We start from the raw sequence: 21,812 nt of genomic DNA on the forward strand, positions 1-21,812 counted from the left end.
AGAGCCGAGAGCGAGACTGAGACCGAGAGACCATAGCGTCGCGCCGCCGCTGATCCAGGCCGTTATCGCGGCTTCGGCTCGGTGAGCCGGTAGACATGCTCCACGAACTCCGGGACGATCTCCCTGGCGACGATCCACAGCCGTCCTTCGCCGAGGTCGTGCAAGCCGGCAGGACCATCGAACGTCAGCTTGCCACGCTCACCGAAGTAGATGAACGACTTCCTGTCGTGGCTGCGGAACCAGCCGCACGCCGCGTCGAGCAGCGGGCCGAGCGCGGCGTCTCCGCCGGGGCGCATCGGGAAGACGCGGACCGAGTCGAGGAGGCGGAAGAGGTTCGTGCCGAGCTCGCCGAGCTCGAGGACCGCGACCGCCAGCGGCTCTCCGTGCTGGCGCGCCACGAGGAGCACGCGCTCCCGCTCCAGGCCCGCGCTGCGCCAGCGCTCGACGCAGGGCCCCATCCCGAGCCTGCCGGGCACGAGATCGAGCGCCTCCGCGTACATGCGCGGCGACGTCGCGCACAGGAGGCCGAGCAGCGCCGCCTGCTCCCCGGGGGTCGGCTCGCCGATCTCGATCGGCCCGCCGGCTTCGCGCGGCGCGCGCGGCGCGGCGCGCGCGTCCACCCCCATCAGGCGGAAAGGCAGCGACAGGACGTGGCCCGTCTCGTGGCGCGCGCGGGCGAACTCGAACAGCGATCGCTCGTTCCACGCGACGTGCGCCTCCGCGTAGGCGATGATCCAGCGGCACTCCGGGTCGGCCATCGCGTGCTCGAAGCAGCGAGTGAACATGTCGCGGAGCACCTGCCGGGAGCTCAGGTTCGACGCGGACTTCGGCCGCTTCGCGAGCTGATGAATCATCCACGTGCTGTGGTATGGCTTCATGATCGAGAAATTGCCCTCGATCCCGTGCTCGGACAGACACGCCACGTTGTACAGGAGGTGCGGCACCGCCGCGGCCTTCTGCGCCATGGTCAGGAAGCTCGGCTTGATGGCCTCGAAGTGCTCCGGCCGCCGCCCGGAGAGGTTGAAATAGCCGGACGAGTCGAAGAGATCCCAGAGCTCCGCCTGCCACGCGGTCCCCCCGTAGGTCGTCGCGTGCAGGATGCGGGACACGAGCCTGAGCCAGCGCCGCTCGTCCTCGCGCCGCGCGGCGGTCACGTGCACGCTGCAGAGCTGGATGTCCGCGCCCTCCACGGCCGACACCGACCGCACCTCGCCCCGCAGGTGGACGACGCCGTCGTCGCCGTCGGGGAGCTCCAGCGAGAGCTTGTGCCTGGGGAGCAGCGGCGGGTGTCCCCTCGTCAGCGCCATCCGCAGGCCCGAGAAGGACACGTCGACCACATCGGCCTCGATCGGCGGGATGTGGAGCCACTCGGGGTGCAGGAAGCGCGCGGTGAGATCGGCCTCGACGCCCCGCTGCAGCAGGCTCTTGCGGAGGCGCTCCACGCGCGCCGGCAGCGCGGAGACGAGCTCGCCCGGGCGCACCTCGTCCGCGCGGACGTTGAAGCGAAAGACGGAGTTCTGCCCGGCGATCTCGACAGCGGCGTCCTCGCTCCAGCCCTTGATGCCGAACCACGTGACCGTCCCGGCCCCCACCTCGCCGAGCATCACGCAGAGGGGCGGCGCGCTCTCGGCGGCGCGGCGGACGACGCCCTTCCTCCGCAGCAGGAAGCCGAGGATGTTGCGCACCCTCCTCGGGTCGTCGATGATCTCGCGCACTTGCCCCGCGTCCGTGGCCGAGGGCCTGAACAGGCTCGCCGCGGCCGCCTTGGCCGTGCCCGCGTCGACGAGGGCGCGCAGCACGTCGCGGATCTGCCCCGCCGCGCGGGAGGGGGTTCCGTCCTCGAACGACAGCCCGATGAGCGGCCCCCGCAGGCCCATCGACTGGAGCACCAGCACGGCGGAGAGCGGACCGATCTCGACGTCGCCGGCGTACAGGCGCACCCGGACGACGCTGCCGAAGGGGAACGAGGTCCGGTAGTCGGGCTCGATCCAGGCGCCCATCGAACCGAGCAGGACGATCGGGTGGCTCAGGTCGCGCCCCTCGATGCGCAGCCAGGCAGCGCCGCCGTCCAGCCAGCACGCCTCCGGCACCCTGACCGCCGGATCTCCCCCGAGGAGCGCCCGATCCAGAGGCCCCCCGTCAGCGCCGCCGCCGGCGGCCCAGCGCGCGTCCTGCCCGAAGCCGACCTTCGGAACCACGGTCACGCGAGCGCCCCCTCTGTCGTGAGGCCACGCGTTCCAGGTGAGGAACAGGCAACGAGGCGGCTTCGCCACCATGGCGAGGAAACACGGCGCTGTTCGGCGAGCTCGCCAACACCCCGCAGGAGCTCACCTGGAAGCCGGGAAGGAGGCAGATCCACTTGCGCGCACTTCCAGATCCTCTGTACCGGATGTCAACATCCCGCGTCAAGCGCCGCCCGTGCCGCCGTGTGTCGCCCTGCAGGGTCGCCGTCGTCGACGTCAACGCCGTTGACGCCGTTGACGCCGTTGACGTACTTGCGTTCACGCATCCGTCGTAATCGCCGTCGCCACGCGCCCTGAACACGGGAGCAAGATCGCCCAGGATCCACCGGAGAGCGGGGCGATGGTCCGGACGTGACGGGCGGCCACGGCTGTCCATGCTACAAAGCGCCACCCCGATGCCCGACATGAGCGCCTTTCTGCACGCCGACGGCTGGATCACGCTGGCAACCCTCAGCGCGCTGGAGATCGTGCTTGGAATCGACAACATCGTCTTCCTCTCCATCATGACGGCGAAGCTGCCGCTGGAGCAGCAGCCGCTCGCCCGCCGCATCGGCCTCTTGCTCGCCCTCGGGATGCGGCTGCTCCTCCTGCTCGCGATCTCATGGGTGATGGGACTCAAGGCTACCCTGTTCAGCCTGCTCGGACACGCCTTCAGCGGGCGTGATCTGATCCTGCTCGCCGGCGGTGTGTTCTTGATTGGCAAGGCGACCCACGAGATGTTCGATAAACTCGAGGTCGACGATCCCAAGGAAGAGCAGCCGAAGGCGAAGGCGAAGGCGTCGTTCCCCTCCGTCATCGCGCAGATCGTGCTGCTCGACATCGTCTTTTCGCTCGACTCGGTCATCACCGCCGTCGGCATGGCGCAGGACATCTCGATCATGATGGTGGCCATGTTCATCGCGGTGGGCGTGATGCTCGTCTTCGCCGGGAGCATCGGCGCGTTCATCCAGCGCCACCCGAGCATGAAGATCCTCGCGCTGAGCTTCCTGCTCCTCATCGGCGTGGTGCTCATGGCCGACGGCATGGGCCAGCACATCAGCAAGGGGTATATCTACTTCGCGATGGCCTTCTCGCTCGGCGTCGAGCTCATCAACATGCGCCTCCGGGTGCGCCAGCGGCCCGTCCAGCTGCGCACGCGGCTGGGGAGCTCTCCGGACCTGTCGCCGGCGCACGAGCAGGCTCCGCCAGGGGGCTGAGCCCCGCGCCGGGATCTCCGCGGAAGAGCCGGAGAGGCGGCGGAGGCCGGGGCTCTTGGAGCGAGCACCGGGAGAGCCTGTAAACAATTCGCACAGAGGTGGTCTACGAGGGTCGACGGCGAGAGCGGCCGGTCCCAGAAGTGACACCGGGGTTCTCCACCGAGGTGAGCGTGAGCGTGAGCGACGAGCGAGACGACCAAGGAGACTCAGAGCGAGGAAGGCAGCGGCGCATCGTCGTCGTCGACGACGACGACGCGATCGTCGAGACGCTGGCGGAGGTGTTGCTGGCGGAAGGATACGAGGTCGAGGGGTACACCGACCCCCTGGAAGCCCTGGAGCGGCTGCGCTCCCAGGCGCCGCCCGACGCCATCGTCATCGACTGCGTGATGCCGTTCCTGGACGGGCCGCGCCTCATCGAGACGCTCACGGCCGAGGGGAGGGCGGCGCCGGTGGTGCTCGTGACCGCGCTCAGCGATCCCGGCTTCTGCATCGATCCGAACCACCCGGACGCGACGAGGATCATCAACAAGCCGTTCGATCTGGAGCAGCTGCTGGAGACGCTCGACGACCTCACGAGCGCGCCCCCGGTGAGCGAGCCAGAGGCGCGGCGGCGCACGCGGACCGCGTCGACGCAGCGGACGTAGCGGCGCGCTCAGGGCCGGGGGAGCGCCGCGGAGAGCCCGTGGACGACCTCGGCGCCCACGGGGACGGTGACGCTCGACCCCTTGAAGTCGCCGCCGACCGGCTCGTAGGAGCCGTCGAGGCACTGCGCGAGGAACGTCTCCGCGATCGCGTTGAACGACATCGAGTTCTCCGGGCGGGCGAAGCCGTGGCCCTCGTCGGGGTACAGCACGTACGTGACCGGGATCCGCTTGCTCGTCATCGCCTTGACGATCTGATCGCTCTCGGCCTGCTTCACGCGCGGGTCGTTGGCGCCCTGGCCGATGAGGAGGGGCCGCTTGATCTGGTCGGCGCGGTAGAGCGGCGAGCGCGTGCGCAGGAGATCGCGGCCGTCCTCGGTGCGGGGGTCGCCGACCCGCTTCGCGAAGAGCTCGACCATCGGCGCCCAGTAGGGCGGGATGGACTGGAGCAGGGTCACGAGGTTCGACGGGCCGACGATGTCGACGCCGCAGGCGAAGGTCTCCGGCGTGAAGGTCAGGCCGACGAGCGTCGCGTAGCCGCCGTAGCTGCCGCCCATGATCGCCACGCGAGCCCTGTCGGCGATGCCCTGCGCGACGGACCACTCCACGGCGTCGAGCAGGTCGTTGTGCATCTTGCCCGCCCACTCGAGGTCGCCCGCGTTGACGAACCTCTTCCCGAAGCCCGTCGAGCCCCGGAAGTTGACGCTCAGCACGGCGTAGCCGCGGTTCGCGAGCCACTGGTGCATCGGATCGAGGCGGAAGGAGCTGCGCGCCCAGGGGCCGCCGTGGACGAGGAGCACCATCGAGAGCGGCCTCTCCGGCTTGCCGTCGCCGTCGGGGTCGGCGGCGCGCGGCAGCGACAGGTAGCTCACGAGCTCGAGGCCGTCGCGCGCCTTGATGACCACGGGCCGCATCTTCACGAGCGGCTGCGACTCGAGCGCGGCGCGGTTCGTGAAGAGGAACGTCGCCTTCTTCGCGTCACGGTCGTAGAGGTAGTACCGGACCGGGCCGTCCGACACGGTGTATCCGACGGTCCAGCGCTTGTCGTCGAGCGACCGGCTCAGCACGTCGAGCTCGCCGTCGGCGACCGCGCGGAGGGCGTCGAGATCCGGCTGGATGCTCCTGTCGAGCACCTGCCAGCGCTTGCGCTCGCGCTCGGAGGCCGCCGCCTGGACCTTGCCCGTCTTCGGGTGGACGATCACGGCGCTGACATCCGCCTTCGCGTCCTCGGCGAGCACGGCGGGCTTCGCGGTCCGCGGATCGAGGGTGACGAGCGCGGAGGTGTCGCGGCCGCGGCTGTCCCGGAAATAGAGCGTCTTGCCGGCCGCGTCGAAGCCGACCGCCTCGCTCGTCACGGCGTCCTCGGGCCCGAACGCGACGAAGGGCTTCGGCTCCTTGCCGGTGAGGTCGAGGAACTCCTGGCCTCCGTCGCGCGTCATCCGCGACGCGAGCCGCGCCTTGAAGTCATGGTCGGTGACGAACCCGACGAACCCTTCGTTCTTCCGCACGAGCTTGCGCTCGCCGGTGCGCACGTCGACGCGGTAGAGGTCGTGGACCTTCTTGTCCCGATCGTTCATGCCGATCAGGATCTCGTTCGGGATCTTGGGGCTCATCCCCTCGAACATCGCGGCGATGCCCTCGAAGGGGGTGAGGTCCTTGATCTGCCCGGTCTTGAGCTCGACGGCGTAGATGTGCCAGTTCTCGTCGCCGGCCTTGTCCTGGCGATAGAGGACGTAGTCGCTCGCGTAAGGGAACAGGAAGGTCCGCACCCCGCGGCTCTGCTCCTTCGTGACCGGCTTGGCCGACGCCGGCGCCTGGGCCGGGCCGACCCACACGTTGAGCACGCCGTCGGAGGGCGCGAGGAACCCGAGCCGCTGGCCGTCCGGGCTGATCTGGGGGGACACGCGATCCGGGTTGCCGAAGAGCATGCGCCGCGGCATGAGCGTCGCGTCGGCGCGCGGCCCGGCCTTCGCCGGCGCGGCCGGGGCTGCGGCCGCCGGGGCCGCGGCCGCCGGGGTTGCAGGCGCTGCCGGGGCCGGCGCGGCGGCCTGTCCGGGAGGCGGCGGCGCGGACGCCGGAGCGCCGCCGCAGGCGAGCGGCGCGATCAGGGGCAGCAGGAACAGCGATCGGAGCTTCTGGGGCAAGTCCATGGGTTCACCCGGGGCGCGGAGCCGCTGGCGGCACCCCGCATGCGCCGGGCCCGCGCGCCGAGCGTCATAACCGAGATCCCGGAGGCCGGTCTACGGGGCCGCACCGAAGCGCCCGCGATCCGCCCAGCCCGGATCGCCTGGGCTGGGGGAGTGTGCCGGCTCCGCGTCAGGCGGCTTGCTGCGGTGTCGTGCTGGTGGGCTCGCCGCGCGCGTCGAGCGCGAGCTTGCTCGACAGCCACGCTCGCACGCGCTCGAGGTGGATCGCCTCGTGCTGCTCGGCCACGCGGAACTCGGCGGCCATCTCGTCCTGGCCGTAGGCGATCGCCAGGTCGATGAGCATCCGCCAGCTGTCGTTGTCCGTGAGCTCGGCGACGAGCAACGCCTGCAGGCTCTGCCCGAGGTTGATCCTCGGCTCGACGGCGACCGCGAGGACGCCGGACGACGCCAGGCCGATGACGTCGGCGCCGGGCGTCATCGCGGTCGGATCGGCCCCGAGCCGCTCGATCGCGCGCTTCAGCAGCGCGAAGTGCCGGAGCTCGTCGTCGCGGATCGCCTCGAGGTCGGCGCGCGTCGGGCCCCCCTCGAAGCTCCCCTCCGCGTCGTGCTTGGCGATCATCGCCTCGTAGAGGCGCGTGCCCGAGCGCTCGAACTGGAGGCGCTCACCGAGCTTGTCGATGAGCAGCGCGGGGGGCCTGCCCTGGATGAGCTCCCCGGCTGCCTTGACGACCCCCTTGAGGCTCGCCGGCGGCGGCACGCTCCCGACCGTGCCCGACTCCCTCGCGTACTCGCTCCTGACCGCCGCGGCCTCGGCCTCGCTCCCGGGGGAGCTCGGCGGGATCACCTGCGCAAACTCGATGAGCTCCTTGCTGTCGATGGGAGAGGTCGCGATGCCCGTGGTGTTGGTCCCCATCTTGATCTGTTTCATGGCGTCGCCTCCTTCTGTCCGTCGATCTTCTCGGCGCGCCGCGAGAGCTCGGTGCCCGGCGTGAACCGGTAGCCCGCGGCCACGATCTCGGAGGGGGAGCCGGCGGAGTTCATCTGCTGCCGGTAGGCGATCGTCGCGGCGCTCTCCGGGACGACCCTCGGATCGACGATGTCCTCGCCGACGGCGCGGAGCTGCACCTCCGTGGACAGCACGTCGCGCACGAACTGGCGGTGGCTCTTGTGCGACACCGGGTCCGGGAGCGAGGCGGGGAGGATCTCGGCCGCGTCGCGCTTCTCGATCCGGTTGAAATGCTCGATGGCCACGTGGAGCTGCCCGAGCTCGTAGTCGAGGAACCGCTCCCAGATCCGCTTCACGCGGGCGTTCTGCTCCTGCTGGAGGCAGCTCCAGTAGTTGTAGACCTCGTTGGCCTCGTGGAGGACCCACTTCTCGAGCCAGGTCTCCTCGGGGTCGATGATCGCCTCGTATTGCGTCACGTGCTGCTCCTCGATCGAGGCGATCTCGGCGTAGAGCAGCCGCGCCACCGGATCCGTGAAGAACGGCCCGACGTTGACGTAGTAGTTGTGCGTCTGCTGCTCGGCCGCCATGATGGTGAGCGCGTTGAGCTTCGTGATCCCGTTCGCGGTCCGCCGGTCGTACGGCGCGCGCACGTCGTCCTCGGGGGCGCGGTGCTCCACCGCGGTCGGGCGCCCCGCCGTCACGTCGGTGTACGATTGCAGGATGTTGTTCGCGTCCTTGCCTTCCAGGCGGTCCAGGAGCGCCGCGTAGCGATACAGGTGATCGTAGTCCTCGAGCATGCCGAAGCGATAGACCTGCGCGAGGTACGGGTCCGGCTCGGCGAGCGCCACGTGCGCGGTGATCTCGATCGCGACCTGCTCGTATCCGATGGTGGTCTCGAGCGGCGACTGATCCGGCGGGTTGAGCCAGTTCACCACCGTGGTCTGGTGGTGATCGACGCGGCGCACCTGGGCGAGCACGCGCCGCAGATCCCGGTTCATGCGCGCGAAGCTGTGCAGGAACCGCACGCTCTCGAGCTCGATGCCGTTCATCAGGATGACGCGCACCCGGGTGAACGCGTCGTCGTCGAGCTTGCTGAACGGCACCTGGACGAGATCACGCCAGTTGAACGACTGGCGGTCGAGCGGTGTCCCCCGCTCTCTCAGGAGATCAAGAGCCATGTTGCCCCTCCTCGCGCGTCGTGCTCGTACGCCGTGCTGGTGCGCCGATGAACGACCGCTGCGGCGGTACCTGAAGCCGCCTTCACCACGGCGCAAGCGTGGGCCTATCCCGAGAGGCCGGGTCCGCGCGCCGGCCTTTCCCACATGAATCCGCCAGACGCATGTGCGCGCCCGCGTCCGTGCTGTGCTAGAGCACCGATCACGTTGAAACCCGGAGAAATTTCACAGGGAGGCGGGGAGGCGGGGAGGAAGAAGAAAATGAATTTCTCCCTCTTGCCGTCTTTCGCTCCCCGCCTCCCCGCCTCCCCGCCTCCCTGTGAAATTTCTCCTCTTTCTTGTGGTTTCAACCCGTTTGTCGCTCTAGAGCACCGCTCGTCCGGAAGAGAGCAGTTCGCCGGCCCCGCGGCGGCGCGCTGGCGGGCCGGTCGTGGAGGAGGTGTCGTGATCTCCAGCAGCGTCCCCGAGCTCCGTCTCCGCACCCGCAACGCGATGCCTGTCCGCGAGGGCGGCGACTACGTCCTTTACTGGATGATCGCGAGCCGCCGGACACGGTACAATTTCGGTCTGGAGCGCGCGATCGCCTGGTCGATGGCGCTCGATCGACCGCTCGTCGTGCTGGAGGCGCTCCGGTGCGGCTACCGCTGGGCGAGCGACAGGATCCATCGCTTCGTGATCGACGGCATGGCCGACAACGCGCGCCGCCTCGCGGCGGCCGGCGTCGCGCATCACCTCTACGTCGAGCCCGCCGAGGGGGCCGGCAAGGGCCTGCTCGGCGCGCTCGCGGCGCGGGCGTGCGTGGTGGTCACGGACGACTACCCCTGTTTTTTCCTCCCGCGCATGGTCGCCTCGGCGGCGCGGCAGGCGCCGGTCCGCCTCGAGCAGGTGGACTCGAACGGCCTCTTGCCGATGCGCGCGGCCGATCGGGTGTTCACGACCGCGCGCTCGTTCCGCATCTTCTGGCAGCGGGTGATCGGCGAGCACCTCGGCGCGCAGCCGGCCGTCGATCCGCTGAAGCGGGCGAAGCTCCGGCCTGCAGCGCCCCTCCCCCGCGCGATCGCGCGCAGGTGGCCCGCGGCCTCGCCGGCGCTGCTCGGGGGCGACCCTGCGGCGCTCTCCGCGCTCCCCATCGATCACGCCGTCCCGCCGGCGCCCTGCCGGGGCGGCCCGGAGGCGGCTGGCAAGGCGCTCGCGCGCTTCGTCGCGGACCGGCTGCCGCGCTACCAGGAAGAGCGCGATCACCCCGACGCCGGCGCGACGAGCGGCCTGTCGCCGTACCTGCACTTCGGCCACCTCGCGGCGCACGAGGTCTTCGCGGCCGTCGCCCGGCGCGAGGCCTTCCGCGTCGAGCGGCTCGGCCGCCTCGGTGACGGCGTGAAGCGGCCGAGCGGCAGCCGCGAGGGGTTCTGGGGGATGAGCGCCTCGGCCGAGGCGTTCCTCGAGCAGCTCGTCACCTGGCGGGAGCTCGGGTTCAACGCCTTCGCGCTCGGGGCGAGCGAGGGAGACGGGCCGCGCCCCTCGTGGAAGCGCGATCCGACCGAGTACGAGTCTCTGCCGGACTGGGCGCTCGCGACGCTCGAGAAGCACGCGCGCGACAGGCGCCCGCGCGTCTACCCGATCGAGGCGCTCGCGGCCGGGGCGACCTACGACCGGATCTGGAACGCGTCGCAGGTCGAGCTCCTCCGCGAGGGGCGAATGCACAATTACCTCCGGATGCTCTGGGGCAAGAAGATCCTGGAGTGGTCGCGGACGCCGCGCGAGGCGCTCGAGATCATGATCGAGCTCAACGACCGGTATGCGCTCGACGGCCGCGACCCGAACTCGACCTCGGGCATCTTCTGGGTGCTCGGCCGCTACGATCGGGCCTGGGGTCCAGAGCGGGAGATCTTCGGCACGATACGTTACATGTCGTCCGAGAACACGGCCCGGAAGCTGCACCTCAAGGAGTACCTGGCGCGTTATACGCCGTAGCGCGCGCGGCCACCGGCGGCGCGGGCCGCGGGCGGCGCGCCGGGGGGAGCTCGCCCTCGGGTTCGGGGAGTCCAGCCGGGGAGCTCCCCCGCGGGAGTAGCCCGGCGGGGCGGCCAGCGATGCAGGGCGACGCACCGCCGGCGGCGCCCGTGTGAACGGCGGCGCTGGACGCCGGCGGCGCGCTGGCGGCCGGGGCGCACGCGGGGTTCGACGCGGCCGCCGAGGTGAGCTATCGAGCGGCCGTGGATCTCCTCCGTGAATTTTTCAGCAGGCTGAGGGAGCTCGAGTCGCTGCTCCAGTGGGGCGGCTACCCCGTCCTGATGATCATCATCTTTGCCGAGACGGGGCTGCTCATCGGGTTCTTCCTGCCCGGGGACTCGCTGCTCGTCACCGCCGGGGTGCTGGTCAACGCGGGGCTCATCAACCCGCTCGGATTACCGAACTTCCAGAACCTGCTCCTGATGAACGTCACGCTGATGGCGATGGCGATCATCGGCGACGCGGTGGGCTTCTCGATCGGGCGGCGCGCCGGCCCGAAGATCTTCACGCGCGAGCAGTCGCTCCTGTTCCGCAAGGATCACCTGATCGCGACGCAGAAGTTCTACGAGAAGCACGGCGGCAAGACGATCATCCTCGCGCGCTTCATGCCGTTCGCCCGGACGTTCGCGCCGGTCGTGGCGGGCGTGGGGCAGATGCAGTACCGGCGCTTCGCCATGTTCAACGTGGTGGGCGGCGTGCTCTGGGTCTTCTCGATGACCTTCCTCGGCTACTTCCTTGGCAAGGTCTTCGACGCCAAGCAGATCGAGCGGGTCGTCTACCTGATCATCTTCGTCTCCGTGGCGCCGGTCGTCTTCGGGGCGATCAAGCACAGGCTCCAGCAGAAGAAGGACGCCGCGCGGATCGAGGCCGAGCCGTAGGCGCTCTCCGGCGGACGTCGCGACCGGATCGCGTCGAGTACGTCATCGCGCGAGCCCTCCCGGATCGGGCGCTCGCGAGCGGCCACCGAGGCCGCCCGCCCCTTGTACTCCGCGCCACCTCCCCGCTACGCTCTCCTCTCACCATGGCGCAGCAGCCCGCCGTCCCCTCCGGCGTCCCCGTTCCCGGCGACGTCCTCGCGGGCAAGTACCGCATCGAGCGCGTCCTCGGCGCGGGGGGCATGGGCGTGGTCTTCGCGGGCTGGGACGTCGTCCTGGAGCGCCGCGTCGCCGTCAAGCTCCTCCTCCCCGAGGCCGCCGCGCTCCCCGACGCCGGCGCTCGATTCCTCCGCGAGGCCCGCGCCGCCGCGGCCCTCGACGGACAGCACATCGCGCGTGTCCTCGACATGGGCACGCTGGGCACCGGCGCCGCCTACATGGTGCTGGAGTACCTGACCGGCGACGATCTCGGCCAGGTGCTCCAGACCCGCGGCGTCCTCCCGCTCGCCGACGCCGCCGACTACGTGCTCCAGGCCTGCGAGGCGATCGCCGAGGCCCACGCGCGCGGCATCATCCACCGCGACCTCAAGCCGAAGAACCTCTTCCTCACCCGCCGCCCCGACGGGACTCCCCTCCTCAAGGTCCTCGACTTCGGCCTGTCGAAGTTCACCGCCACGGGCGACTCTGTCAAGGAGGCGAGCCTGACCGCGACGGGCCTCATCATGGGCTCCATCCATTACATGTCGCCGGAGCAGATTCGCAGCCTGAAATACGCGGATGTGCGCACGGACATCTGGGCTCTCGGCGTGATCCTGTATCGCATGCTCACCGGGCGGCACCCGTTCGAGGGCGACAGCATCACCGCGGTCACGGCGGCCATCATCATGGATACGCCCACCGCCGTCCTGGCCCTGCGGCCGGACCTGCCGCCCGCCGTCGGGGAGCTCGTGGGCCGGTGCCTTGCGAAGGACCCGGGCGCCCGCGTCCAGAGCGTCGCCGAGATCGGCCGCGTGCTCGCGCCTTTCGGGACGCAGCGCGGGCGGCTCTCGTTCGAGAGCATCGACCGGATCCTGCCGGAGCGTGCTTCCCGCGGCGGGTACCCGCCGGTGGGCGCTCCCCCCGCGGCGCCCGGCGCGCTCGGCGCGTCCTCGCCCGCGTGGCGTGGAGCATCCGGAGCGGCCGAGGCCGCGACGGCGCCCATGCCGGACCGCCCGGACATGCCGTCGTCGCCCGGGAGCGAGGTGGCGGGAGCGGCGCACGCGACGCTGCCGCACGCTTCCTGGGGCAACACGACGCGGAGCCGGGCGCCGCGCAGCCGCGTGGCGCTGCTGGCAGGCGCCGCCAGCGCGCTCCTCCTGACCGGGATCTTCCTTGCGTGGCGGCTGACGCCGAGCGCGTCCCCGGACAGCGACTCGCCCGTGGCCTCATCGAGCGCGGAGACCGAGCTCGGGCCGACGTCCCCCGGCGCGGCCAGCGCCCCCGGCGCGGCCAGCGCCCCCGGCGCGGCCGGCGGGGTGACGGCGACCCCCACCGTCGCCGCGATGGAGACCGCGAGCGCTGCGCTCGAGGCCAGCGCAGCGCCGGTCGCGAGCGCCTCCCCGGACGCACGAGCGAAGGCAGCGGCATCTTCGACAGCGGCGACGCCGCCGGTGAAGGCGAGCGCGAACGCCGTGAGCACGGCCAGACCGCCGTCGTCTTCGCAGGTCAGGACGCAGAACAAGCCCGAGGATCCTTGGAACAAATGGGACTGAGACGAACAAGAGGTACTCGCGCGATGCGCTGCGCCGCCCTCTGCGCCGCCCTCTGCGCGATGAGCCACTCGGCTTCCGCGCAGCCCAAGGATCCGAAGGCCCAGGCACAGGAGCTCTTCGAGCAGGGCCGCGCAGCGGTGGAAGCGCGAGGCTGCGCGCACGCGATTCCGCTCTTCCGCCGGAGCCAGGCGACCTATCCGTCGCGCGGCACGCTGCTCAACCTGGCCCAGTGTGAAGCGGATCTCGGGCGCGTGGCGAGCGCATGGCAGCACTTCAAGGAGCTGCTCACCCAGCTGGCGCCCGGCGATCCCCGTCTGCCCATCACCGAGCAGCGCATCAGGGAGCTCGAGCCGCGCGTGCCCAAGCTGGTCGTCGAGCTCCCGGAGGGCGCACCGGCGCCGGCGGAGCTGCTCCTCGATCAAGCGCCGCTGCCGCAGGCCAGCATCGGCAGCGAGCTCCCGCTCGACCCCGGGAACCATGCCGTCGTCGCGCGATGGCCCGGCGGCCGGCAGACCGACGCGCCCGTGACCCTCGCGGAGGGTGCCCGCAGCGTCGTGCGCCTCGAGCCGCCGCCGGCCGCCGCGCCGCCTCCGGTCCCTGTGCCCGACGCGCCGCAGGCCCCTGCAATCTCCTCGGGCCCGCCCCCCACCCCCGCCGCTCCCTCGAGCTTCAAGCGCACGCTCGGCTTCGTCATCGGCGGCGTCGGCGCCGCGGCCGTGGGCGGGAGCCTCATCACGGGTGGGCTCGCGCTCGGCACGAAGGGCGACCTCGAGAAGGAATGCCCGGATCCCTCGCGCTGCAGCGACGACGGCATGTCCCTCAGCGCGCGGGGCCAGACGCTCACCACCACGAGCACCGTGCTCGGCGCCGTCGGCCTCGTCGGGATCGGCGCTGGCCTGGTGCTCCTCCTGACGGCGCCGGAGCAGCGCAGCTCGGTCGCCCTCACGCCCGCGATCCTGCCGGGCGGCGGCGGCGCGCTGCTGCGCAGTCGCTTCTGAGGGCCCGGACCGGCGCGGCGGGCGGGCCGGCTGCTACAATCATCAACAATTACGCGTACTTGACAGTATCTCGAAAAAAGATCGCCCGGCGTGTCGATCCCGCGCCCCGCCGTTCGTCGTGACGATGAAGCCACGGTTCGCCCCGGGCAAGAGACCCTCCGGAGCCCAGCTCCACCAAGGAAGCAAGGAGACACGACCATGCGATTCATGATCCTGATCAAGGCCACCAAGGACAGCGAGGCGGGCGTCATGCCGAGCGAGCAGCTCTTCACCGAGATGGGGAAGTTCAACGAAGAGCTCGTCAAGGCCGGCGTGATGGTCGCGGGCGAGGGGCTCCACCCGAGCACGAAGGGCGCGCGCATCCGGTTCTCGGGCGACAAGAGGACCGTCGTCGACGGGCCCTTCGCCGAGACGAAGGAGCTGATCGCGGGCTTCTGGATCTGGGACGTGAAGTCGAAGGAAGAGGCCATCGAGTGGGTGAAGCGCTGCCCCAACCCCATGAACGAGGAGTCCGAGATCGAGATTCGCCAGGTGTTCACCGCGGATGACTTCGGTCCCGCGCTCACGCCCGAGCTCAGGGAGCAGGAGGAGCGCCTGCGCGCGCAGCTGGCGGAGAAGAAGTAGCCCCGCGCGCCTCGGGGGTGTGCGCCGGCGGCGGGGGGGCGTGCGCCGGCGGCGGGGGCTTGCGCTGGCGGCGGAAGGTGTTCTGATCGGGCGCCGTGACGGCCCCCGACGTGCATCGCGCCATCCACGCGGTCTTCCGCATCGAGTCGGCCAGGCTCATCGCCGGCCTCGCGCGGATGGTGCGCGACGTCGGCCTCGCCGAGGAGCTCGCGCAGGACGCGCTCGTCGCCGCGCTCGAGCGGTGGCCGGAGTCGGGGGTCCCGGACAAGCCGGGCGCCTGGCTCATGGCCACCGCGAAGCGCCGCGCGATCGACGAGCTCCGCCGGAGCAAGCGGCTCGAGCGCAAGCACGAGGAGCTCGGCCACGAGATCGAGGCCCAGCACGCGCTGGCCGCGCCGGATCTGGACGCCGCGCACGACGATGACGTCGGCGACGACCTCCTGCGCCTCGTGTTCACGGCCTGCCATCCGGTCCTCTCGACCGAGGCGCAGGTCGCGCTCACGCTCCGCCTGCTCGGAGGCCTGACGACCGAGGAGATCGCGCGCGCGTTCCTCGTCCCGGAGCCGACCGTCGCCCAGCGGATCGTCCGCGCCAAGCGGACCCTCGCCGAGGCGCGCGTCCCCTTCGAGGTCCCCCGCGGGGCCGAGCTCGCGCCCCGCCTCTCGTCGGTGCTCCAGGTCATCTACCTGGTCTTCAACGAGGGCTACTCGGCGACGGCCGGCGGCGACTGGATGCGGCCTGCCCTCTGCGAGGACGCGCTCCGCCTCGGCCGCATCCTGGCCGAGCTCGCGCCGCGGGAGCCGGAGGTCCACGGCCTGGTCGCGCTGATGGAGATCCAGGCGTCGCGCTCCAGGGCGCGGGTCGGACCGTCGGGAGAGCCCATCCTGCTCCTGGCGCAGAACCGCGCGCGCTGGGATCACCTGCTGATCCGCCGCGGCCTCGCGGCGCTCGAGCGCGCCGAGGCGCTCGGCGGCGCGCGCGGTCCCTACGCGCTCCAGGCCGCGATCGCCGCCTGCCACGCGCGCGCGCGCACCGCGGAGGAGACGGACTGGGCGCGCATCGCGGCGCTCTATGCGGCGCTCGCCCAGGTCACGCCGTCGCCCGTCGTCGAGCTGAACCGCGCCGTCGCGCTCTCGATGGCGTTCGGCCCGGCGGCGGGCCTCGCCGTCGTCGACGCGCTGACCTCGGAGCGCTCCCTCGAGAGCTACCACCTCTTGCCGAGCGTGCGCGGCGACCTCCTCGCGAAGCTCGGCCGCCTCGACGAGGCGCGCGCGGAGCTCGAGCGCGCGGCGTCGCTCACGCGCAACGCGCGCGAGCGCGACCTGCTCCTCGCGCGCGCCGCCGCGTGCGCGGGCGGCTCGGCGCCGCCGTCGCGGTGACAACGGCGGGGTCGGCGCCGCCGTCGCGGCGACGGACTGGCTCCGCGCCGAGGAGCGCTCCCCGAAGGGCGCGGCGCTCGGCCGCCGCCCCTACCGAGCGGCGGACAGCCGCCGGCTCACCCTCGATCCACGGCCGCCGCGAACGCCGCCCCGCTCGCCGCCGTCGCCGCGCTGACGAGCCATCGCTCCAGCGCTGCAGGCTCGCCGCACGCGAGCACCCGCGCCTGCACCGCCTCCGGCACCGCGAGCCCCCGCGCCGAGAGCACCGCGAGGATCGCGCGCGCCTGGGTGCGCGCCTGGGTGCGCGCCTCGACCCACTCGTCCGTGAACCGCGCCGCGTCGCGCTCCTCGAACAGCGCCGCGACAGGCACGGCGCCGAGGCCGTGCTTGCCCAGCTCCGGCAGGAGGGGCACCTCAGCCCCGGGGCGATAGGTGATCGACGCCGTCCCCGGCCGCACGACCTCGAGCTCCCGCCGCTCCGCGTGCGCGATCCACACCCACGGCCACTCGTGCTCGAGGTAGAGCTTCACCTTCTCCTCGAGGTAGCGCCTCGACTGCGTGCCCCGGATCTCCACGGCCAGCACCGGGGTGCCGCGGTAGGCGTCGTTCCGCGGCGACGAGAGATCGCCCACCACCACGACGTCCGGCGCCCGGAGCGACGGCCCTGCCGGGTCGCTGAGATCGCAGTACACGTCGGTCATCACCGTGAAGCCCGCGCGCGCGTGCGTGCGGAAGAGGGCGGCGAGGAGCGCCATCACGATGCCATGGATATCCTTGCTCCCCATCTGCTCGATCAGCTCCCCGCGGTGCAGCTCCCACGGGCTGCCGTCGTAACAGTCGTCGGGCGTGCCCAGGCGGCGGCCGGTCGGGCCGAAATCGCGCAGCTCGATCGGCCCCGTGTTCCGGGGCGGACGGGTCGGCAGGCCGTTCGTGCGTGCAGTCATGCCCACGATCCTAGCACGTCGCCGCGCCCCCTCGCCGGGCGCGCCCGCCGCAGGCGCAGACGTGCTCTTCCGGCGGCCCGTGAAGGGCCGCCTCGCGCTCGAGGTCCTCAGCCCGAGAGCCGCTGATCCGCGACGTCGAGCGCCGCGTCGAGCGCCGCGATCCCCTCGTCGATCTCCGCCTCGCTGATGATGAGCGGCGGCGCGACGAGCAGGTGGCTCACCCACCCCATGAGGGACACCCCGCGCTTCGCCGCCTCGGCGACCACCGCGTCGACCACCAGGGGCCGCCGAGCCGCCTTGTCCTGCGGCACGTTGAACGGCTCCTTGGTCGCGCGGTCCTTCACGAGCTCCACCGCCCAGAACAGGCCGATCCCGCGCACGTCGCCGATCGAGGGGTGCTTCTCCTTGAGGGCGCGGAGCTTCGCGCCCACGACGTCTCCCATCTTCGTCGCGCGGTCGAGGAGGTCCAGCCGGCGATACTCGTCGATCGCGGCGATCACCGGGGCCAGCGTGAGGGGGTGGGCCTCGTAGGTGTGGCCGTGCGCGAACATGTTGTCGTCGAAGTAGTCCGCGATCGCGCGGGAGGTCGCGACGACCCCGAGCGGCGCGGCGGCGTTCGTCACGCCCTTCGCGGTCGTCAGGATATCCGGCACCACGCCCCAGTGATCGACCGCAAACCACTTTCCGGTCCTGCCCCAGCCGCTCATCACCTCGTCCGCGATGAGGAGCACGCCACGCTTCCGCGCGACCTCGGCGATCTTCGGCAGGTAGTCGGCCGGCGGGATGAGGACGCCGTTCGTGCCCACGACCGGCTCGACGATCACCGCCGCGACGTTCTCCTCGTGGTCGATCATGTAAGCCAGGTAGTCGGCGCACGCGACGCCGCACTCGGGGTGGCTCCGGCCGAGCGGGCAGCGGTAGCAGTTCACCTCCGGGCCGAACACCACGCCCGGGATCTTGCCGGCCGGCTCGATGAACCAGCGGCGAAAGTCGCCGGTCGCCGCGACCGAGCCCGCGGTCGACCCGTGGTACGACGTGTAGCGCGCGATGATCTTGTGCTTGCCGGTGTAGAGCCGGGCCATCTTGAACGCCGCCTCGTTCGCCTCCGTGCCCGACGTCGCGAAGAAGAACTTGTCGAGCCCCTTCGGCATCACCTCCAGGAGCTTCTGCGCCACCCTGGCCCGCACCTCGCACGTGTGCGCCGGGCTGATGTAGGCGAGCTGCCTCGCCTGCGCGCAGATGGCCTCGATCACGGCCTCGTTCTGGTGGCCGAGGTTCGAGCAGATGAGCTGCGAGGACAGGTCCAGGTAGCGCTTGCCGGACGCGTCCCAGAACGCGCAGCCCTCCGCGCGGGTGACATGGATCGGCTTCCAGCCGCGCTGGGCGCGCCAGGTGCCGTACGTGTGCTTCGTGGTCAGCTCGACGATGTCATCGCTCATGGCAACCTTCGCGGTTCGAGGAGGCGCTCAGCGTAGAGGGTGATCAGACCTCCTCGCACGCGAATTCCCCGGCGCCGCTCGCCCGCTCCCGCGCGCCGCGCCCGCGATTCCGTGCAGCGCGCTCGCGGCGCCGCGCGCGATCCCGTCACCAGGGACGGTCGTGATCCGTCCATGAGCGGGCGAGCTCGCCGCGTGCCGGTCGGTTGACATAGTAGAGCTCACTAATATGGTGCGGCGCATGACCACGCGCCATGAACCCCCCGCTCCTCCCCCTGTTTCGCCCTACCTGACGGTCGACGACGCCCGCGCGGCCATCGACTTCTACCGGCGCGCGTTCGGCGCGACGGTGGTGGCCGAACAGCCGACGCCGGACGGCAAGAAGCTCATCCACGCGGCCCTCCTGGTGAACGGCGGCCTCGTGATGCTCAGCGACGATTTCCCGGAGCAGTGCGGCGGGGTGAGCCGCACGCCGAAGGCGTTCGGCGGCACCGCGGTCACGCTCCACCTCGATCTGCCCGACGTCGACGCGACGTGGAAGAGCGCGGTCGAGGCGGGCGCCAGCGTCGAGATGCCGCTCGCGGACATGTTCTGGGGCGACCGATACGGCATCGTGACCGACCCGTTCGGCCACCGCTGGTCGCTCGCGACGCGGAAGAAGGCGGCCACGCAGGAGGAGCTCGACGCCGGCGCCAAGAAGCACTTCCCCGCGGCAACGTGAGGTCGTGCGACGTGGCGCGAGGTGGCGTGAGGTGACGTGAGGAGACGAACGCGCGCTCCCCGGACGAGACGTTCCGCGCGCTCGCGGACCCCACGCGGCGCGCGATCCTCGACGCGCTGACCGGCGGGGAGCGCTCCGTCACCGAGCTGTGCGCGATGTTCGACGTGACCCAGTCGGCGATCTCGCAGCACCTCAGGGTGCTGCGGGACGCCGGGCTCGTCGCGCCCCGCCGGGAGGGGCGCTCGCGGCTCTACCACGTGGAGGCCGCGCCGCTGCGCGCGGTCTACGACTGGGCCGCTCATTACGAGCGATTCTGGGCGAAGAAGCTCGACGCGCTCGGCGCGCGGCTCGATCGCGAGGCGGACATCGCGCGCAGGGGGGGCAGATCATGAGACGCGACCTGCGCATCACCCGCGCCGGCAACCGCACCATCTACGGCCGGACGCTCCCCGCGGTGCTCGACCGGCTCGCGCGCTCCGGGGCAGCCCCGCCGGCGGACGCGCGGCGCGGATGCCACGAGCCGCGCGGCCCGTGGTGGCTGCTCGCGCAGGTCCTTGGGCCGATCATCCGGCGCGCCGCGCAGAAGCGCGCAACCAGGGGATAACCCACGGCTGCGCGGATTGCGCGAGCCCTCGCGCAACCCGCGCAGCGGCGCGCGCAACCGGCCCCATGGCGCCCGCCGTCACCGGCCATTTCGCGGGCCCGCGGGGCTGGCGCGAGACCTGCTCTGGCGGTGAAGCGAGGCGGATGGAGACGACGGACAGCGCGGCACGCCGCCGTGGCTCCGTGGCCTCGATGGCCCCCGAAGGAGGTTTGCGCACATGGACGGACAACTCGCCACCACCGATGTTTCGAGCATGGACCAGGGGACGAGCGCAGGAGTCGTGAACGACGTGAAGAGGAGCGACGCACGCGCGTTTCTGGCGCGCGTCGAGGCGGATCAGCGCCTCGCCGAGAAGATGGCGGAGGCCGACGGCGACATGACGCGCATCCTCGCGATCGCCGCCGAGGCGGGCTGCTCGTGCACCGCGCAGGAGCTCGCGAGGGCTTACGAGGAGCACGTGCGCGCGGAGTCCTTCGCCTCGGCCTATGACTTCGGGTATCCCGAGATCTACCTGAGCCTCCGCGCGCCCTCGGACCTGAGCCATGCGGCCGTGTACCTGAGCCTCCGCGCGCCCTCGGACCTGAGCCATGCGGCCGTGTACCTGAGCCTCCGCGCTCCTTCGGACGCCGGCGCTCCGCTGCCTTCCTGAACGACACGCGCGCCCCCGCGCGCTCCGGACGGCGACCTCCGCCGCAGCCGCGGAGGGAGGCGCCGTTCTCCTCGTCACCCTCTCGCATGCAAACGACGGCGCTGCGCTCTCAGGAGAACTGGCCATGATCCGATCCCCCGGTCCGAAAGGGCACCCTCTGCACGGCTCCTGGCCGGAGTTCCGCGCGGATCCCCTCGCCTTCCTGCTGGACGGCGCGCTGGCGCACGGCGATTTCTTCCAGTTCCGGCTGGGGCTGAAGAGGTGCTTTGCCGTCGCGGATCCGGCCGCGATCCAAGGGATATTCGCGGATCGGGAGGGCTTCACGGACAAGACGCCGCCGCACCGGATGCAGGACGCCTATCCGCGGAGCGTCGCCCGCCTCGAGGGGGGTGAGCACCTGGAACGCCGGAGGGCGCTCGCGCCGGCGTTCCATCGGGAGGCGCTCCTCGCGCGCGCCGAGGGCGCCGCGCGCGTGGTGCGCGAGGCGCTCGCGCGGCTGCGCACAGGCGAGGCGCGCGCGGTGCTGCCGGTGCTCGAGGACGTCGCCCTGCGGAGCGCGTCGATGCTGCTGCTCGGGGAGTCGGGAGAGCAGGTCGTGGAGCGCATCGCGACCGAGCTGCCCCGGGTGGAAGCGTGGCTCGGGCACGCCGCAGACGACGAGATGGCCTATGGCCAGGCGAGGGACGCGCTCGCGGCGTCCATCCTGGCGGCGGCAGAGCACCGCAAGGCGGCCGGGAACCGCGGGACAACCGATCTGCTGGATCCGCTCGTGCGCGCGGTGGACGCCGGCCAGATGGATGAACAAGCCATGATCGACGAGGTCGTGATGATGCTGGTGACGCACGTGCCGACGGCCGCGGCGTCGGCATGGGCGCTCTACGAGCTCGCGCAGCGCCCGGAGGTGCGGAGGCGCATCGAGGAGGAGCTCGACGGGATCGACGCGCAGGAAGCGGAGGTGGAGCGCGCCTCGATCCTGTCGGCGGTGGTGCAGGAGACCTTGCGGTTGCACCCGCCCGTATGGGTGCTGGCGCGCGAGGCGCGGAGGGAGTTCCGCCATGGGCCCCACGCGGTGAGCGCAGGAGACGAGGTGCTCGTGAGCCCGTATGTCATGCAGCGGCTTCCGCGGTACTGGAAGCGCCCGGAGGAGTTCCTCCCGGAGCGTTTCGAGCCGGGCTCGCCATGGCACGAGGAGCGCCCGCCTTCGGCGTTCATCCCCTTCGGGCTCGGGATGCGCAAGTGCATCGGCGAGCGGACCGCCGTGCTGCAGATGAAGCTCATGCTGGCGGCACTGGTGCGGGAGTTCCGGTTCGAGCTGCCCGCAGGGTACGAAGCGGGCGCAGGCGGCCGGCGGGCGCTCGTGCCGCGGGATGGGCTGCCGCTCGTCGTGGAGCGCCGCCGGAGGGCGGCTCGGCGTCCGCGCGAGCACGAGCTGACGGGATGAAGGCCAGAGCGCGCGGCCGGCCGGCCGCGCGC

Annotated in this window: 18 protein-coding genes and 1 pseudogene; 13 read left to right on the top strand and 6 right to left on the bottom strand. The window is 71.6% G+C overall.

What is annotated here, in order from left to right; genetic code table 11:
• Positions 1-62: 62 nt before the first annotated feature.
• Positions 63-2,204 carry a hypothetical protein gene (locus WMF44_RS34150; protein ID WP_437294233.1) on the bottom strand — a complete coding sequence of 714 codons (2,142 nt, stop codon included), beginning with the start codon at positions 2,202-2,204 and terminating at the stop codon, positions 63-65.
• A 434-nt stretch (positions 2,205-2,638) separates the two neighbouring features.
• Here WMF44_RS34150 and WMF44_RS34155 point away from each other — a divergent pair, with 434 nt between their 5' ends.
• The gene (locus WMF44_RS34155) at positions 2,639-3,439 is read left to right on the top strand and encodes a TerC family protein (RefSeq protein ID WP_437294234.1); all 801 of its coding nucleotides are present in this window, start codon (positions 2,639-2,641) and stop codon (positions 3,437-3,439) included.
• Positions 3,440-3,615: 176 nt separating this feature from the next.
• On the top strand, positions 3,616-4,083 hold the full coding sequence (locus tag WMF44_RS34160; protein ID WP_437294235.1) for a response regulator: 468 nt from the start codon (positions 3,616-3,618) through the stop codon (positions 4,081-4,083).
• Between the two features lie 8 nt (positions 4,084-4,091).
• Here the strand turns inward: WMF44_RS34160 and WMF44_RS34165 are convergent, their stop codons facing one another.
• The 3 genes from WMF44_RS34165 to WMF44_RS34175 form a co-directional block, all read right to left on the bottom strand.
• Positions 4,092-6,230, bottom strand: coding sequence for a S9 family peptidase (locus WMF44_RS34165; protein ID WP_437294236.1), 2,139 nt, complete (start codon positions 6,228-6,230; stop codon positions 4,092-4,094).
• A gap of 166 nt (positions 6,231-6,396) precedes the next feature.
• A complete protein-coding gene (locus tag WMF44_RS34170) occupies positions 6,397-7,155 on the bottom strand; it encodes a ferritin-like domain-containing protein (protein WP_437294237.1) in 759 nt (252 codons plus the stop codon).
• Positions 7,152-8,351, bottom strand: coding sequence for a hypothetical protein (locus tag WMF44_RS34175; protein WP_437294238.1), 1,200 nt, complete (start codon positions 8,349-8,351; stop codon positions 7,152-7,154). The genes WMF44_RS34170 and WMF44_RS34175 overlap by 4 nt, the downstream gene beginning before the upstream one ends.
• 441 nt (positions 8,352-8,792) lie before the next feature.
• On the opposite strand from WMF44_RS34175, the gene WMF44_RS34180 reads away from it, so the two are divergent.
• The 6 genes from WMF44_RS34180 (at position 8,793) to WMF44_RS34205 (ending at position 15,985) form a co-directional block, all read left to right on the top strand.
• The gene (locus WMF44_RS34180; protein ID WP_437294239.1) at positions 8,793-10,319 is read left to right on the top strand and encodes a deoxyribodipyrimidine photolyase; all 1,527 of its coding nucleotides are present in this window, start codon (positions 8,793-8,795) and stop codon (positions 10,317-10,319) included.
• A gap of 224 nt (positions 10,320-10,543) precedes the next feature.
• A complete protein-coding gene (locus tag WMF44_RS34185) occupies positions 10,544-11,236 on the top strand; it encodes a VTT domain-containing protein (protein ID WP_012239029.1) in 693 nt (230 codons plus the stop codon).
• 143 nt (positions 11,237-11,379) lie between these two features.
• Positions 11,380-12,984: a serine/threonine-protein kinase gene (locus WMF44_RS34190; protein WP_437294240.1), complete on the top strand. Its 1,605-nt coding sequence runs from the start codon at positions 11,380-11,382 to the stop codon at positions 12,982-12,984.
• Between the two features lie 23 nt (positions 12,985-13,007).
• On the top strand, positions 13,008-13,982 hold the full coding sequence (locus tag WMF44_RS34195) for a tetratricopeptide repeat protein (RefSeq protein WP_437294241.1): 975 nt from the start codon (positions 13,008-13,010) through the stop codon (positions 13,980-13,982).
• 198 nt (positions 13,983-14,180) lie between these two features.
• A complete protein-coding gene (locus WMF44_RS34200; protein WP_437294242.1) occupies positions 14,181-14,606 on the top strand; it encodes a YciI family protein in 426 nt (141 codons plus the stop codon).
• A gap of 95 nt (positions 14,607-14,701) precedes the next feature.
• Positions 14,702-15,985, top strand: a complete 1,284-nt coding sequence (locus WMF44_RS34205; protein WP_437294243.1) for an RNA polymerase sigma factor — start codon at positions 14,702-14,704, stop codon at positions 15,983-15,985.
• Between the two features lie 116 nt (positions 15,986-16,101).
• Here the strand turns inward: WMF44_RS34205 and WMF44_RS34210 are convergent, their stop codons facing one another.
• Together WMF44_RS34210 and WMF44_RS34215 are read right to left on the bottom strand one after the other, a co-directional pair.
• A complete protein-coding gene (locus tag WMF44_RS34210) occupies positions 16,102-16,929 on the bottom strand; it encodes a Uma2 family endonuclease (RefSeq protein ID WP_437294244.1) in 828 nt (275 codons plus the stop codon).
• A gap of 107 nt (positions 16,930-17,036) precedes the next feature.
• Positions 17,037-18,368: an aminotransferase family protein gene (locus WMF44_RS34215; protein WP_012239035.1), complete on the bottom strand. Its 1,332-nt coding sequence runs from the start codon at positions 18,366-18,368 to the stop codon at positions 17,037-17,039.
• Between the two features lie 238 nt (positions 18,369-18,606).
• On the opposite strand from WMF44_RS34215, the gene WMF44_RS34220 reads away from it, so the two are divergent.
• The 5 genes and pseudogenes from WMF44_RS34220 to WMF44_RS34240 all read left to right on the top strand — a co-directional run bounded on the left by WMF44_RS34220 (position 18,607) and on the right by WMF44_RS34240 (position 21,780).
• Positions 18,607-19,086, top strand: a complete 480-nt coding sequence (locus WMF44_RS34220) for a VOC family protein (RefSeq protein ID WP_437294245.1) — start codon at positions 18,607-18,609, stop codon at positions 19,084-19,086.
• 77 nt (positions 19,087-19,163) lie between these two features.
• Positions 19,164-19,478 (top strand): annotated as a pseudogene (locus WMF44_RS34225) (ArsR/SmtB family transcription factor); the annotation flags it as partial.
• Complete coding sequence (locus tag WMF44_RS34230) at positions 19,475-19,690, top strand: hypothetical protein (RefSeq protein WP_437294246.1); 216 nt, start codon at positions 19,475-19,477, stop codon at positions 19,688-19,690. The pseudogene WMF44_RS34225 and the gene WMF44_RS34230, both read left to right, overlap by 4 nt.
• A 217-nt stretch (positions 19,691-19,907) precedes the next feature.
• Positions 19,908-20,339, top strand: coding sequence for a Nif11-like leader peptide family RiPP precursor (locus tag WMF44_RS34235; protein WP_437294247.1), 432 nt, complete (start codon positions 19,908-19,910; stop codon positions 20,337-20,339).
• Positions 20,340-20,463: 124 nt separating this feature from the next.
• Entirely contained in the window at positions 20,464-21,780 is a 1,317-nt protein-coding gene (locus tag WMF44_RS34240; RefSeq protein ID WP_437294248.1) for a cytochrome P450, read from the top strand.
• Positions 21,781-21,812 lie beyond the last annotated feature (32 nt).

It is taken from the genome of Sorangium sp. So ce426, from assembly GCF_051475585.1.
Lineage (GTDB): Bacteria > Myxococcota_A > Polyangia > Polyangiales > Polyangiaceae > Sorangium > Sorangium cellulosum_B.

Bases quoted from the DNA above. Each gene is read 5' to 3' on its own strand.
- WMF44_RS34175 (WP_437294238.1), bottom strand. From the start codon at position 8,351: ATGGCTCTTGATCTCCTGAGAGAGCGGGGGACACCGCTCGACCGCCAG.
- WMF44_RS34230 (WP_437294246.1), top strand. From the start codon at position 19,475: ATGAGACGCGACCTGCGCATCACCCGCGCCGGCAACCGCACCATCTAC.
- WMF44_RS34190 (WP_437294240.1), top strand. From the start codon at position 11,380: ATGGCGCAGCAGCCCGCCGTCCCCTCCGGCGTCCCCGTTCCCGGCGAC.
- WMF44_RS34155 (WP_437294234.1), top strand. From the start codon at position 2,639: ATGCCCGACATGAGCGCCTTTCTGCACGCCGACGGCTGGATCACGCTG.
- WMF44_RS34195 (WP_437294241.1), top strand. From the start codon at position 13,008: ATGCGCTGCGCCGCCCTCTGCGCCGCCCTCTGCGCGATGAGCCACTCG.
- WMF44_RS34240 (WP_437294248.1), top strand. From the start codon at position 20,464: ATGATCCGATCCCCCGGTCCGAAAGGGCACCCTCTGCACGGCTCCTGG.
- WMF44_RS34210 (WP_437294244.1), bottom strand. From the start codon at position 16,929: ATGACTGCACGCACGAACGGCCTGCCGACCCGTCCGCCCCGGAACACG.
- WMF44_RS34215 (WP_012239035.1), bottom strand. From the start codon at position 18,368: ATGAGCGATGACATCGTCGAGCTGACCACGAAGCACACGTACGGCACC.
- WMF44_RS34165 (WP_437294236.1), bottom strand. From the start codon at position 6,230: ATGGACTTGCCCCAGAAGCTCCGATCGCTGTTCCTGCTGCCCCTGATC.
- WMF44_RS34200 (WP_437294242.1), top strand. From the start codon at position 14,181: ATGCGATTCATGATCCTGATCAAGGCCACCAAGGACAGCGAGGCGGGC.
- WMF44_RS34220 (WP_437294245.1), top strand. From the start codon at position 18,607: ATGACCACGCGCCATGAACCCCCCGCTCCTCCCCCTGTTTCGCCCTAC.
- WMF44_RS34235 (WP_437294247.1), top strand. From the start codon at position 19,908: ATGGACGGACAACTCGCCACCACCGATGTTTCGAGCATGGACCAGGGG.
- WMF44_RS34170 (WP_437294237.1), bottom strand. From the start codon at position 7,155: ATGAAACAGATCAAGATGGGGACCAACACCACGGGCATCGCGACCTCT.